A 14,557-nucleotide genomic window follows, 5' to 3' on the forward strand; every position below is an offset into this window, starting at 1 on the left:
TATTATTAGTCGATGTACTAACTGTCGTACATTTTCATTACTTTGCCAAGTGATTACCACAAATAATGTTAAATAAACTTAAAATAAATGAAAACAACCAAATACAACAAATAGATAGTGATTTATTAAAACGCAAAAATATATTTTTAGGCGTTAAGCGCGATGATCTACTCCACCCCCTCATAAGTGGTAATAAATGGCGAAAACTTAAATACAATTTAGCCCAGATGCAGGCGCTTAAAAAAACTGAATTACTCACTTTTGGTGGTGCTTTTTCTAATCATATTCATGCGTGTGCGGCGGCTGGCAAATTTTTTAATATAAAAACGCATGGTATTATTCGCGGCCCAGAATTAGACCCTAACAATCCTACACTTTTGTTCGCACAGCAATGTGGTATGCAGCTACACCCAGTCACACGTATAGAATACAAACAACGTAGCCAAAGCGATTATTTAGCGCAGTTGCAATCGCGTTTCCCTAATGCCTATATTTTACCTGAGGGTGGCACAAATAAACTGGCGCTTGAGGGTTGTAAAGAGCTTGCCCAGAGCTTACCTAAGCACGACTACTTAGTTTGCCCCACAGGAAGTGGTGGCACATTAGCAGGGCTTATTGAAGGCAGTTCAGTTAATACAACGGTACTGGGAATTGCGGTACTAAAACAAGCTGACTATTTACGCGATGAAATTACAGCACTTAGCTCAAAAGCAGCTTCACAAACTAATTGGCAATTATTATGTCATTTTCATGGTGGGGGTTATGGTAAATTTTCTGCCGAACTTTGGCAGTTTTGCCAATACATGAAAACCGAGCACCAATTGCCATTAGAGCCTATTTATACTGGTAAAATGATGCATGCTTTGTGGCAATTAATTGCGCAAGACTACTTTGTGCCAGGCAGTAAAATTATTGCGGTTCATACGGGTGGGTTACAAGGATTAGATGGTTTAAAGTACAGAGGACTTATTTAACCTTAATGAAATACGGTTTGTGTAAAATCAGGCAGCAACTGCGTAAAATAAAACCCCTGCGCGGCATTTACCCCTAAAATAGTAAGCATTTGTAGCTCTTGCTTGGTTTCTACGTCACTAGCAAATACCGCTATATTTAATAACTGGCAAGCATTTACAATGTTTTTTACACAACGTTGTTGATACGCGCTTTTCTCTATTGAGTGCACTAAATCGTAGGCTAATTTAACTCCTAAAACTTGTGGATAATTAACCAGTTGAATAATATGGTCGCTACTTTTAATATCATCAATAATAATCTGATAATTTAGCTTAGTTATTATTTTTAATACGCCTTGTAAACGTATTTGATATTTAAAAAAGTCTGCTGCATTTATTTCAAACTGTAGTTTATGCTCTATTTTAAAATCGCCTACTTGCGTTATTAGCCATTGCCAAAATGCTTTGTTAAACCAATTTTTAGGATGTAAGCTAATGCTAATAATTGCAGCAGCAGTATCTGCTAGTAATAGCTTTTTAACTTTGATGATAATTGCTTGATCAAATAAAAGTGCGTCCTGATCATTATATAACTGATTAATGCCAGCATTAGCTAGCAGTAACTCATTAGCGCCACCGCGTACTCTAATCAACACTTCATGTTGCAAAATACGCCCACTATCGAGCTCAAATAAAGGCTGAAAATAAATTACAAACTTATTTTTTTTAATGCTTTTTATTATTTGATTATTCGAAAATATATTTACTCGGCTATGGCTTATTCCCAAGCGATGACAATGCTGTAGTGAGCTTTGCTGCGACAGAGTTAACGCCGATTTTGCTTGCTGATAAACCAGTGTTTGATTGGCACTTGCTCTGTAATTACACAGCCCTATTTTTACATTTTGTGCAGTTAAGTGTTTTTGATGCTTTTTACATATTGTGAGTGCACAAAAATTTAAGCACTCAATGTACAGCTCTAACTTAATGATTGGAATATGCTTTATGGTTACCGCTAAGTTACCCGCACTTAACAATTTAACTGAAATATCGTTTAACGCAGGTAAGTTTTTTGCAAGTAGAACTTTAAAACTAGCTTCTAGATCAGTGCTGGGATCAAAATCACAATGACACTCGATCAGGGCAAATATATTATAAGCTGCAGCCGTACTCTCACTCAAAGGGCGAGCATTATCTAAAGTATTAGTAGGCGTTTTTTCTACCTCTACTTTACGGTTTACATTAAACCTTGATTTCAATGACGCTACTAGAGTTGCTAAATGAGTAACCCAGCGAGTTACCGCTAATATAATTAAATTTAGCAACACAACAAGATGAGCCTTAAAGCGGTTAATAAACTTAAGCTTACCCTTTTGCATAATGCACTCGCTAGTTAAATTACTAACTAAAGTGTTGTCTAAGATCCCAATAAGCACAAGGTAATAGTAAAAGTTTAGTATTGCATTTATAGCTAATAAATAATGTTTATAAACTTCTCTAAATAACTTAAAGCGTTATGCCCCATTTAGCTCTTGTACTATAAACGTTTTGTGCGGACCCGCTGCTGGGGCGCTAGTAATAGAGTGTAAAAATGCCTCAAGAGCTTTTTTTTCTTTGCTCGTTAACGATAAAGGCTGCAGTATTTTAGATGTTTGTGGTGACAAAGGATCGTTAGGATCTTTATTAAAAACAAAGCCGCCAGCATTATAAATATTTAAAACACCTGCAATAGAAGGAAACACGCCATTATGCATCCACGGCTTACTATTCATCACATTTCTTAAGCTGGGAGTTTTAAATTTGCCTATATCAGTTGCTCGCTGTATGAAGTTAACCGCCTTGATATTGGCACACATTCATCATCATTTATCTAAACTAAGCAGAGTAAGTCCTAAAAAATAAAAAACCCAGCAGTTACGCTGGGTTTAGATAATATTAAATGCCTAAATTGACACTCTACATTTTTAAATTTGTCTTGAATTAAAAAGGTATGTCGTCATCAAAATCAATGGTTGGTTCCATTGGGTTAGACGCGCCGCCTTGTGGAGCATTTTGCGGTTTAGGAGCAAAGCCACCTTGCTGTTGTGGTGCACTACTTTGCTGTGGTGCAAAACCACCTTGTGGCTGCTGATATTGGTTATTTTGCTGTGGTGCAGGAGCCGACTGTGGCTGTGCTGCTGGTGCAGACTGCTGTTGTGGAGTATAACCGCCTTGCTGTTGGTTATTTTGCCCTTGGTTGCTTTGGTAACCACCACTTTGTTGGCCGCCTTGTGATTGATTATTTTGATAACCACCACTTTGCTGTCCGCCTTGTGATTGATTACCTTGGTAACCACCACTTTGTTGCCCACCTTGCTGGTCGCCACCACGGCTCCCTAACATTTGCATTTGGCCGGTAAAACCATCAACTACAATTTCGGTCGTGTATTTTTCTTGACCTTGTGGATCAGTCCATTTACGCGTTTGAAGTTTACCTTCAACATAAATTTGTGAGCCTTTACGGCAATACTCGCCAACAATTTCTGCTAACTTGCCAAAAAATACCACACGGTGCCACTCAGTTTTATCAACCATTTGGCCAGTGTTTTTGTCTTTGTAGCTATCTGAAGTTGCTAAGGTGATATTTGCTACACCGTTGCCGTTAGGCATATAACGTACTTCAGGATCTTGTCCTAAATTACCAACCAAAATTACTTTGTTCACACCGCGTGCCATGGAACTATCTCCTATAAACGTTAGATTAAACCAGCTACTTTACGTGCTTGGTCTAGGTCAAATTCTTTATCATTAATCTTTAAGTAGCTGCGGCTTTCGTCGCGCACTACAGTTGCTTCTATTACGCCAGGTAAAGCAACTAACAGAGAAGCAAGCGACTGTGCCTGCTCTTCTGAGTCTAATTTGGTCATTAAGCTAATAACTTTACTTTTGGGTGGGACTTGCATTTTCCACGCAATAATAAGCCATATTAACCCAACAAGTGCCGCTGCCGCAAACACCGCTTGCGTTGTTGTTGTTTGTGCAACATAACCGCCAAGCATACCGCCTAAAAAGGCACCTAAAAACTGGCTAGTAGAATACCCTCCCATGGCAGAGCCTTTTTGGCTTGCTGGTGCAATACGCGATACTAGCGCTGGCATGGTGGCTTCTAAAAAGTTAAATGCAACAAAATACAACAGCATACAAACAGCAATACCTACAATACTGTTAACCCATACCGACATAGCCAGCATGCTCAACATTAACAGTATAACGGAGCCAATAAATGCCTGCTTTTCTTTCTCTTTTTTAATGGCGATTATCATAATAGGCACCATTAATAAAAAAGCTAAAAATAATACTGGGATATATAAATGCCAGTGATTATCGGCCACTAAGCCATCTTTAATAAGCTGGCTCGGTAACACTACAAAAATAGTAGTGAGGGTTAAATGTAATAGTAATACACCCGCATTTAAGCGCGCTAACTGCGGGTGTTTAATTAATTTTTTAATATCGCTAAAGCTGGCGAGCGTATCGCCTTTAGGGGCTTTATTAACCGCATTAGGCACTAGCATAGTCACTATAAATATGCCGACCATAGCTAATATTGCGGTTAACCAAAATACCCCCGAAATACCCCACGAGGCAGCAACGATTGGCCCAAGTAACATAGCAAACGCAAAGCTCATGCCTATGCTCATACCAATAACGGCCATTACTTTAGGGCGTTGTTCATCGCGGCTTAAATCGGAAGCAAATGCAAGTAATGCACTGGCTATAGCGCCCATGCCTTGTAGCGCACGCCCAACTGTAACCATTTGAATTGAATCGGCTAATGCAGCTATTACCGAGCCCAGCGCAAACATTAGTAAGCCGCCAACAATAACCTTTTTACGGCCAATTTTATCAGACAGTCGGCCCATAGGTATTTGCAATACCGCTTGGGTTAACCCGTACGCGCCAATAGCAAAGCCTATCCAGATAGGCGAAAAGCCCTCCAATGATTGGCCATAAATAGCTAATACAGGCATCAGCATAAATAAGCCGAGCATTCTAAATGCAAACACACTAGCTAGCGATATAGCTGCGCGTTTTTCTCGTGAATTAAGTGAAGATGCGGTCATTATTTGCGTGATCTTACTGTGTGGAAAATTTAGGCTGAGATTCTACCATAAGCTTACTAATAATTAATCGTCATAAGTAAGGATTTTTCATTGATCATAGATTAATAATGTTACGTATTATGCGATACTGGACAAATAATTTTGGTAATAGACGAGATAGCATGGAAAACATTGAAGTCCGAGGCGCACGCACGCACAATTTAAAAGACATCAGCCTAACCATCCCACGTGATAAGCTAATTGTTATTACTGGCCTATCTGGTTCGGGTAAGTCTTCGCTTGCATTTGATACTTTGTATGCAGAGGGTCAGCGTCGTTATGTTGAATCACTTTCTGCGTATGCAAGGCAGTTTTTGTCACTGATGGAAAAACCCGATGTAGATCATATTGAAGGTCTTTCTCCGGCTATTTCTATTGAGCAAAAGTCAACATCGCACAACCCGCGCTCGACTGTGGGTACGATTACCGAAATTTATGACTATTTACGTTTAATGTTTGCCCGCGTGGGCGAACCGCGTTGCCCTACTCACGACCTACCGTTAGCCGCACAAACTATTAGCCAAATGGTTGATACCGTTTTAGCTCTGCCTGAGGGCAGTAAACTTATGTTGCTTGCACCGGTAATAAAAGAGCGTAAAGGTGAGCATGTTAAGCTCCTTGAGCAACTGGCAAGCCAAGGCTACATTCGTGCCCGTATTGATGGCGAAGTATGCGACTTATCGGATCCACCGCCGCTTGATCTACATAAAAAACATACTATAGAAGTAGTTGTAGACCGCTTTAAAGTAAAAGATGGCCAACAGCAGCGTTTAGCTGAGTCATTTGAAGCTGCATTAGAAATGTCGGGTGGCGTGGCTAACATAGCTTATATGGATGACAGCAGCGCAGAAGAAATGCTGTTTTCGGCTAATTTTGCCTGCCCTACTTGTGGCTATGCCATGACCGAATTAGAGCCAAGATTGTTTTCGTTTAACAATCCAGCCGGTGCATGCCAAAGCTGTGACGGCCTAGGCGTACGCCAATATTTTGATCCAAACCGCGTAGTACAAAACCCTGAACTGAGCTTGGCCGGTGGCGCAATTAAAGGTTGGGATAAACGCAGTTTTTATTATTACCAAATGCTACAAGCTGTTGCGCAGCATTATAGTTTTGATTTAGATGTGCCATATCAAGATTTAGATAAAGCCTCGCAAAAAATCATTTTAGAAGGCTCAGACACTACCAAAATAGCCTTTAGCTACCGTAACGACCGCGGCGATTTAATTACCCGTAATCACGAGTTTGAAGGGGTACTTAATAATATGTACCGTCGCTACCGTGAAACTGAATCAAACTCGGTACGTGAAGAACTAGCAAAATATCAAACCAGCCAGGCCTGCCCTAGCTGTCATGGCTCGCGTTTACGCCAAGAGTCGCGTCATGTATTTATTGGCCAAACTAACTTACCCACTATTACTCATATGAGTATTGGTGAAGCGATGGACTTTTTTGAAGGGTTAAAACTAACCGGACAAAGAGGCCAAATAGCTGAGAAAATATTAAAAGAAATTCGCGACCGTTTATCGTTTTTAATTAACGTGGGTTTAAATTACCTCTCACTCGATAGAAGTGCCGATACGCTTTCGGGCGGTGAAGCACAACGTATTCGCCTTGCTAGCCAAATTGGTGCAGGCCTAGTGGGTGTTATGTACGTACTGGATGAGCCATCAATTGGTTTGCATCAGCGCGATAACGACCGATTATTAAAAACATTGGTGCATTTACGCGATTTAGGTAACACAGTCATTGTGGTTGAGCACGACGAAGATGCTATTCGCGCAGCTGATCATATTATTGATATTGGCCCGGGCGCAGGTGTACATGGCGGGCATATTATTGCCCAAGGTACTCGCGACGATATTTTAGCCTGTAAAGAGTCGGTTACTGGGCAGTTTTTATCCGGCGTACGTAAAATTGAAATACCTAAATTACGCCACCCCACTAACGACAAATGGCTAGAGTTATTTGGCGCTACTGGTAACAACTTAAAAAATGTTGATTTAAAAATTCCATTTGGCTTAATGACCTGTGTAACGGGCGTGTCTGGCTCGGGCAAATCTACGCTTATAAACGACACCTTATTTAAGCTTGCGCATACTGAATTAAATGGCGCAACAACTGCCGAAGCTGCTGCGTATAAATCAATTTCAGGGCTTGAGCATTTTGATAAAGTGATCGACATTGATCAAAGCCCAATTGGCCGTACACCACGCTCTAATCCAGCTACTTATACTGGTATTTTTACTGGTATTCGTGAGTTATTTGCCGGTACGCAAGAGTCGCGCTCTCGTGGTTATAAAGTAGGTCGTTTTAGCTTTAACGTTAAAGGCGGACGCTGTGAAGCCTGCCAAGGCGATGGCGTAATTAAGGTAGAAATGCACTTTTTACCCGATGTGTACGTGCCGTGCGACGTATGTAAGGGTAAACGCTATAATCGCGAAACCCTTGAAGTACTGTATAAGGGTAAAAATATTCATCAAGTACTCGACATGACAGTGGAAGATGCCCACGACTACTTTGATAAAATACCAGTCATTGCACGCAAGCTTAAAACCCTGAAGGATGTAGGTTTATCGTATATTCGTTTAGGCCAAGCAGCTACAACGCTTTCGGGCGGTGAAGCACAGCGAGTTAAATTAGCCCGTGAGCTGTCAAAACGCGATACCGGTAAAACGCTATACATACTTGATGAACCAACAACCGGCTTACACTTTGCCGATATAGAGCAGCTACTTGTTGTACTGCACCGACTGCGCGATCACGGCAATACTATTGTTGTTATAGAACATAACCTTGATGTAATAAAAACCGCCGATTGGGTTATCGATTTAGGCCCTGAAGGCGGGGCTGGTGGTGGTGAAATACTCATTGCAGGTACGCCTGAGCAAGTAGGCGAATGTGAGCGCTCGCATACTGGCCGCTATTTAAAAGAACTGCTTAAATAGCGAGTGCTGCTTAGCTGAGTAGCTATTCATTTGTTTGTGTACTTGGTGGTTAACTTCTTTTATTAACCGCCAAATACACTAATAAAACAAAAATGCCGCTTTATAAATAAAGCGGCATTTTTATTGGTCATTTTAACTAGCAAGGTTTAGCCGCGAGGAATAAAACCGAGTGCATCGTACACAGTTTTTAACGTACCTTCGGCTTGGCTACTGGCTTTTTCTGCGCCACGCTTCATGATGTTATTAAGGAGTGTTTGATCTTCTCTAATCTCTTTAAAGCGCGCTTGAATTGGCTCAATCATTGCCACTACAGCATCTGCTGTGTCTTTTTTCAGATGGCCATACATTTTGTCTTCGTACTCTGGCACTAAATCTTCAATAGAACGTTTAGTTGCCACACTTAACAAAGTGAGTAAGTTTGACACTCCGGGCTTTTCAGCTCGGTCAAAGTAAATACGCGCTTGTTCGTCTGAATCGGTAACTGCTTTTTTCAGTTTTTTCTCAATCTTTTTTGGCTCATCTAACATCATAATAAAACCATTTAGATTTTCATCCGACTTAGACATTTTTTTCAGCGGATCCTGCAAACTCATTACTCGCGCGCCAAACTCTGGAATATACGCTTGAGGTATTTTAAACACTTCGCCATACAGGTTGTTAAAGCGTGTTGCGATATCGCGGGTTAGTTCCAGGTGTTGCTTTTGGTCTTCCCCTACCGGCACTTGCTCTGCTTGGTATAATAAAATATCGGCCGCTTGTAATACTGGGTAAGCAAATAAGCCCACGTTAATATTGTGCGCGTGCGTTGCCGACTTATCTTTAAACTGGGTCATACGATTAAGTTCGCCCATTTGTGCATAACAATTTAATACCCAAGCAAGTTGTGCATGCTCTGGTACTTGCGATTGCACAAATAACGCGGCTTTTTCTGGGTTAATACCACAAGCAGTATAAAGCGCTACACCATCTAAAACGCGTGAGCGAAGTAATTCTGGGTCTTGGCGCACAGTTACTGCGTGAAGATCTGCAAGCATAAAGTAGCTATCATAGTCTTCCTGTAACTTTAGCCACTGGTTAATAGCGCCAACATAGTTGCCTATTGTCATACCACCGGTTGGCTGAACGCCACTTAAAACTACTGGTTTACTCATGATTTTCCTTTATTTTGCTTAATTAACAGCACTTAGCGCTGTGTAAGAACAGGTATTATATCTAAGAAGTTATCGCATAGGTACTGTGGATTATAGTCCTTAAGGTTTTCACCTTGATTATAACCATAGCTCAGCGCAATAACGTCAATTTTAGCTGCATTGGCAGCTAGTATATCGCTTTTAGAGTCGCCAATCATAATCGCTTTGCTGGGCTCAACATTTAGTTTTTTACAGGCAAATAACAACGGCTCTGCTGATGGTTTTTTAGCTATGTCATCACCACAAATTATTAGCTCAAAATGACTCGTTAACGCTAACTTATCCAGTAATTTTTCGGTAAATAAACGATCTTTATTAGTGATCAATGCTTTGGGCATATCACGTAGGGCTGCAAGTCCAGTTTCAACATGCTGGTAAAGTACGCTATATTCACCTACTTGCTGTTCATAATGTTGGTAAAATAATGAAAATGCTTTATCGCTAAGTGTTTTATCTAAATGCTCACTTATTTGCATTTCGCCACTCAGTGCGCGTTTTACTAATACTTCTATACCATTGCCAACCCAGCTTTCTACTAAGCGCTGGCTAACAATCGGAAATGCTAAGTCGCTCAAAGTAAGATTAAGTGCTATGTATAAATCGTATACACTATCTACTAAGGTACCATCTAAATCAAACAGGGCTAGGTCGTACTTCATTATTTAACACTTCCTAGTTGCTCACGCATTTGATCGATAACTACTTGGTAATTTGGCTGGTTAAAAATGGCTGATCCCGCTACAAACATATCAGCTCCCGCCTCTGCAGCAGCGGCAATATTATCAACTTTTATTCCGCCATCAACTTCTAAGCGTATATTGCGACCCGATTCTACAATACGTTGTTTTGCTTGGCGTAGTTTTTCTAAAGTATGCGGAATAAAGCTTTGCCCACCAAACCCCGGATTAACCGACATAATTAAAATAATATCAATTTTATCCATCACATGATCAAGAAAGCTCAAGCTAGTACCTGGATTAAACACTAAACCAGCTTGGCAGCCATGATCTTTTATTAATTGTAATGTGCGGTCAATATGCTCACTGGCTTCTGGATGAAAAGTAATAATTGAAGCGCCGGCCTCGGCAAACTGAGGAATAAGGCTATCAACCGGTTTAACCATTAAATGCACATCAATAGGCGCTTTAATGCCGTAATTTCTAAGCGCTTTACACACCATAGGGCCAATAGTTAAGTTAGGCACATAGTGATTATCCATCACGTCAAAGTGAACCACATCGGCACCCGCAGCAAGTACGCTATCAACATCTTCGCCTAGTTTAGCGAAATCAGCAGATAAAATAGAAGGGGCTATTAAGTATTTTTTTTCTGGGTTCAACATAGTTAATCCGACAATGAATAATATATTGCGTTAATGTAACTTAATTAATGATGTTACCCAAGTAATCGTGACAAATATAATGACTTAATAAAAATAAAGATTATTGATAAGCCTTTATTTTTATTCGACTTTAGAAGCTAACGCTAAAATTTAAGTTTGTTATTTAAGCAATTTTTGTTATGCTTAAAAAAGGATCAAATTATTAGGTTTAAATCATGCGGGCTTTTAAAACAGGGATATTAATGGCGTCGCCATTTCTGTTTGTTGGAGCGTTAAATTTTATCTCAAGTTCTGAGCAAGATTTAACGGCAATTAACAATTGTCAGCAAAAACAAACAACCACTACAGATACAGCTGTAAGTGCTTGCCTTAAAATAGCAGATGAATCGTCTTGGTCTTCATGGATAACAGGCGACAGCCGCAGTGCACAGTTTCATTATTTAGATTTATTAGAGTTACTTACAAGCTCTGGTGATGCTAAAAAGCTTCCCTCTTTAAAACCATCATTTTAAACATGCGACAATTTTTTAGCGCCTTACAAAGTGTACTTGCTGCATTTTTTGGGGTGCAATCTAACCATAAACGCCACGCAGATTTTAAACACCACTCACCAGTTAGCATTATCATAATAGCTATTTTGCTTTTTATTGTTTTTATTATTTCGATTTACGCGATTGTTGTTTCGGTGCTAAGTACATAGCCATTAGCTCGCTCACTTTATTACGCGATCCGCCTTTGGGGCTAATAGTACGCTTTACCTGAATTTGATCTAATGTGGCTTGGCTATAAATTTTACGCGTCCATACCGTATCATGGTTAGAGATAAGCACTGGAGTATCGTTTTCAAACGCCGCTTGCTCGGCTAAATTAGCTAAATTGGCTTGATCATCTAAATTAAAACCGCCCTTCGCATACGAAGTAAACGAGGCTGTTTTACTTAAAGGTACATACGGTGGATCACAATAAATAACTGCATTTTTAGGTACTAGTTTAAAAATGTCATCGTAATCAAGGCAGGTAAAAGTAGCCTGTTGCGCTTTTTTAGCAAAAAAGTACATTTCTTTTTCGGGAAAATAAGGTTTTTTATATTTACCAAAGGGAACATTAAAAATACCCTTTAAGTTATACCTACAAAGCCCGTTATAACCGTGTCTATTCATATATAAAAACAGCATTGCGCGTTCGTATATATCGCTACTTTGATTAAATTGCACGCGGTATTCGTAGTAAGCGTCGGGGTGATTATTTAAATCCACAAACAGCTTTTTAGCATCACTTATAAACTCATCGGGCGAGTTTTTAAGTTCTTTGTATAAATTAATTAAATCGGCATTAATATCATTAAGAATGTAGTGTTTAAAATCGCTATTTAAAAACACTGAGCCGGCACCAACAAAAGGTTCAACCAAAGTATCAGCCTGCTGGCTAGCTTGCTTTAATCGCGCGTTAATATCTTCAACTAGACTGTATTTTCCGCCAGCCCATTTAAGGAAGGCTCTACTCTTTTGCTGCATTGGCTCTTTACTTCAATCTGGTGTTGCGCGATTTTACACTAAAGTTGCTTAGTTTACTGATCAACTAATACAATTTCTTGTTTTATTTTGCTTATTTTTTTATAGAAAGGCTTATTTACTTTAACCTCTGCAGGCAAAGCATTCATAGCTAACTTTGCAGCATTCATATTAGTAAAACTACCTAATGTTACCACCCACCAAGTTTTATTGTTTCTTTTAGTTTGATAGGTATGCGCCACTTTTTGTAGTTTATGTTGGCTAATAAATTCAGCACTGACTTGTTGCTGAGTAATCGCTAATAATTGAATAACTGTATTTGTTTCGGGCTGCTGTAAGTACCACGCATTACCTGTGAGTGTTTTGCTCTCGACCTGAGCTGAAATATTACTGTGTTGCTGCGTGGCTAATACCTTTCGCTCTACTAATGGAGCATTTTGAGAGCTTGAAGTTGCTTGCTTCGCGGTCAGGCTTTGCATAATTGCAGGCACATCATTTTTCGGTGTTTGTAGCTCAACTGTGCTTGCAGGTAAGTTAGGTGACGCTGTAATAACGCTATTGTCGCTAGCTGTCGCTAATGGCTGTTGTATTTGCTTAACCGAAATTGCCGTTGTGAGTACTTCAGGCTCAGCTTGCTGGTAGTATTGTTGCCACCATTGAGTCATGTCTGATTTATATAACAAGCCAATTATTAAAAACAGAATAATTAACATCAAAATTAATAAATGCAAACGCCAAGACACTTTGTCTTTTACAACAACATCCGCTATATGCTCTGTTGCTTGCCAGCTTAGTAATAAATTAGGATTACCCTGAGCCGCAGCTATAAAAGCTTGATAAACTGGGTCTTCATCATAAGGTAGGTCGCTAAAATACCAACTCATTAACTGCTTGCTTTCACTTTGGTTTAATGGCTCTAAGTGAATGTTTATTGCCGCTGTAAAGGCCAGTTTTGACTGCGCAGCAAGCATAATATAAAGCGTACTGGGGGAGTTTTTAGCCAGTAGTTCTAACTCTACCTGTAATTCTTCTGATAAGTGCCTAGCGTTATCGAGCACCCATAAACAAGGGCCACAAGCTTGCTGTTGTAATAATTGATAAAAATTTTCGGATAGGCTCAAGCTATGATCAATTAAAGGCGCATTAAAGCTTTGCTCTAATAGCTCACTCATTAATTGAATGTCTGTCATTTGTGCTGTTACTTGCACAAAGGCTTTATTAAAATCGTTGTATTTATCAGTAATGAAAGTTTCGAGTAGGTAGCTTTTACCTAGGCCAGAGGTGCCTAGTAAAACAATCAGGTTTTGTCCGTACTCAAATTGCAGTGCGATTCTATCCACCAATGCCGCACGGCTTGGTAAAATTTGTGGCTGCATTATTGCTCGATTAACGCTCGAACTTGGTCATCTGAAACATCATCCACTAATGCACATTGTCCAAATTGGGTGGGTAGAATAAAGCGGATAGTACCCTTTTTATTCTTTTTGTCTTTACGCATATGCTGCAAAAAATGCTCGCTGGTCATTACCGGCGGAATCTGCGTGGGTAAGCTATATTGCGCAATTAAACCAGAGATGCGAGTAACATCCTCAGCGGTTAAGTCTTGGCGTGTATGTGCTAGTTTTGCAGCAAGTACCATACCAGTTGCTACTGCTTCACCATGTAGCCAAACACCGTAGCCCATTTGTGCTTCAATAGCGTGCGCAAAGGTATGACCTAGGTTTAATAGTGCTCTTAGGCCTTGCTCTTTTTCGTCTTGAGCTACAATTAGCGCTTTAATTTCACAGCACCTATAAATAATATGCTGTAAACAGTCTTCATCTAATTGCTGTAAACGCTCAACATTTTGCTCTAAGTAAGCAAATAGCTCAGTATCGTAAATCAAACCGTATTTAATCACTTCAGCCATACCGGCTGCAAACTCGCGCGCTGGTAAAGTACGTAATGATTGTGTGTCGATAAAAACGGCTTGTGGCTGATAAAATGCCCCAATCATATTTTTACCTAATGGATGATTTACCGCTGTTTTTCCACCTACCGACGAATCAACTTGTGATAATAGTGTCGTTGGCATTTGAATAAAGGGAATGCCACGCTGATAACATGCAGCAACAAAACCAGTTAAATCACCAACAACGCCGCCACCTAATGCAATTAAGCAGGTGTCACGACCACAGTTATTTTCGAGTAAAAATGCCGATATTTTTTCAAACCAGGTAAGCGATTTATATTGCTCGCCATCAGGAATAATAAAATGCAGTGGATTCAATGGTGCTAACTGCGCTAATAAGCCTTGTAAATATAAAGGCGCAATAGTGTCGTTAGTAATGATGATAGGCCGACAATCACCAATGTGATGAACTAGGCGGCCATTATCTTGAAGTGTAGATTGACCAATATAAATAGGGTAACTTCGCTCGTCTAAATTAACAGATAATTCAAGCATGCTTAGCTATTTCCTTTAATATTAGTAA

The 14,557-nt window shown here is 39.9% G+C and carries 14 protein-coding genes; 4 read left to right on the forward strand and 10 right to left on the reverse strand.

Going from position 1 to position 14,557, the window contains the following annotated elements; translation table 11 throughout:
* The first annotated feature begins 65 nt into the window (after window positions 1-65).
* Window positions 66-974, forward strand: a complete 909-nt coding sequence (locus PTRA_RS14085; RefSeq protein ID WP_058374254.1) for a 1-aminocyclopropane-1-carboxylate deaminase/D-cysteine desulfhydrase — start codon at window positions 66-68, stop codon at window positions 972-974.
* A gap of 2 nt (window positions 975-976) precedes the next feature.
* On the opposite strand, the gene PTRA_RS14090 is transcribed toward PTRA_RS14085, so the two are convergent.
* From PTRA_RS14090 to PTRA_RS14105, 4 genes are all read right to left on the reverse strand, one after another.
* Window positions 977-2,332 (reverse strand): EAL domain-containing protein, encoded by a 1,356-nt coding sequence (locus PTRA_RS14090; protein WP_157756053.1) that lies wholly within the window; start codon window positions 2,330-2,332, stop codon window positions 977-979.
* A gap of 135 nt (window positions 2,333-2,467) precedes the next feature.
* Complete coding sequence (locus PTRA_RS14095) at window positions 2,468-2,725, reverse strand: hypothetical protein (RefSeq protein WP_237113460.1); 258 nt, start codon at window positions 2,723-2,725, stop codon at window positions 2,468-2,470.
* Between the two features lie 208 nt (window positions 2,726-2,933).
* Window positions 2,934-3,668 (reverse strand): single-stranded DNA-binding protein, encoded by a 735-nt coding sequence (gene ssb / locus PTRA_RS14100; RefSeq protein WP_011329350.1) that lies wholly within the window; start codon window positions 3,666-3,668, stop codon window positions 2,934-2,936.
* A gap of 20 nt (window positions 3,669-3,688) precedes the next feature.
* Window positions 3,689-5,056 (reverse strand): MFS transporter, encoded by a 1,368-nt coding sequence (locus tag PTRA_RS14105; protein ID WP_058374257.1) that lies wholly within the window; start codon window positions 5,054-5,056, stop codon window positions 3,689-3,691.
* 161 nt (window positions 5,057-5,217) lie between these two features.
* On the opposite strand from PTRA_RS14105, the gene uvrA reads away from it, so the two are divergent.
* Complete coding sequence (gene uvrA / locus PTRA_RS14110) at window positions 5,218-8,040, forward strand: excinuclease ABC subunit UvrA (RefSeq protein ID WP_058374614.1); 2,823 nt, start codon at window positions 5,218-5,220, stop codon at window positions 8,038-8,040.
* A gap of 146 nt (window positions 8,041-8,186) precedes the next feature.
* Here the strand turns inward: uvrA and trpS are convergent, their stop codons facing one another.
* The 3 genes from trpS to rpe are packed head-to-tail and all read right to left on the reverse strand — an operon-like array spanning window position 8,187 to window position 10,572.
* Entirely contained in the window at window positions 8,187-9,191 is a 1,005-nt protein-coding gene (gene trpS / locus PTRA_RS14115; protein WP_058374258.1) for a tryptophan--tRNA ligase, read from the reverse strand.
* Between the two features lie 32 nt (window positions 9,192-9,223).
* On the reverse strand, window positions 9,224-9,889 hold the full coding sequence (locus PTRA_RS14120) for a phosphoglycolate phosphatase (RefSeq protein WP_058374259.1): 666 nt from the start codon (window positions 9,887-9,889) through the stop codon (window positions 9,224-9,226).
* Window positions 9,889-10,572: a ribulose-phosphate 3-epimerase gene (gene rpe / locus PTRA_RS14125; RefSeq protein WP_058374260.1), complete on the reverse strand. Its 684-nt coding sequence runs from the start codon at window positions 10,570-10,572 to the stop codon at window positions 9,889-9,891. The genes PTRA_RS14120 and rpe overlap by 1 nt, the downstream gene beginning before the upstream one ends.
* A gap of 215 nt (window positions 10,573-10,787) precedes the next feature.
* Between rpe and PTRA_RS14130 the strand changes: the two genes are divergently transcribed.
* A complete protein-coding gene (locus PTRA_RS14130) occupies window positions 10,788-11,084 on the forward strand; it encodes a hypothetical protein (protein ID WP_058374261.1) in 297 nt (98 codons plus the stop codon).
* Between the two features lie 2 nt (window positions 11,085-11,086).
* On the forward strand, window positions 11,087-11,272 hold the full coding sequence (locus PTRA_RS14135; protein WP_058374262.1) for a DUF2970 domain-containing protein: 186 nt from the start codon (window positions 11,087-11,089) through the stop codon (window positions 11,270-11,272).
* On the opposite strand, the gene PTRA_RS14140 is transcribed toward PTRA_RS14135, so the two are convergent.
* From PTRA_RS14140 to aroB, 3 genes are read right to left on the reverse strand one after another with little or no spacing between them, the layout of a single operon-like run.
* On the reverse strand, window positions 11,229-12,086 hold the full coding sequence (locus tag PTRA_RS14140) for a Dam family site-specific DNA-(adenine-N6)-methyltransferase (RefSeq protein ID WP_011329357.1): 858 nt from the start codon (window positions 12,084-12,086) through the stop codon (window positions 11,229-11,231). The genes PTRA_RS14135 and PTRA_RS14140 overlap by 44 nt on opposite strands.
* Window positions 12,087-12,139: 53 nt before the next feature.
* Window positions 12,140-13,459 carry an AAA family ATPase gene (locus PTRA_RS14145; RefSeq protein WP_058374263.1) on the reverse strand — a complete coding sequence of 440 codons (1,320 nt, stop codon included), beginning with the start codon at window positions 13,457-13,459 and terminating at the stop codon, window positions 12,140-12,142.
* Complete coding sequence (gene aroB, locus PTRA_RS14150) at window positions 13,459-14,529, reverse strand: 3-dehydroquinate synthase (RefSeq protein WP_058374264.1); 1,071 nt, start codon at window positions 14,527-14,529, stop codon at window positions 13,459-13,461. The genes PTRA_RS14145 and aroB overlap by 1 nt, the downstream gene beginning before the upstream one ends.
* Between the last annotated feature and the right edge of the window lie 28 nt (window positions 14,530-14,557).

The organism is Pseudoalteromonas translucida KMM 520 (assembly GCF_001465295.1).
Taxonomy (GTDB): domain Bacteria; phylum Pseudomonadota; class Gammaproteobacteria; order Enterobacterales; family Alteromonadaceae; genus Pseudoalteromonas; species Pseudoalteromonas translucida.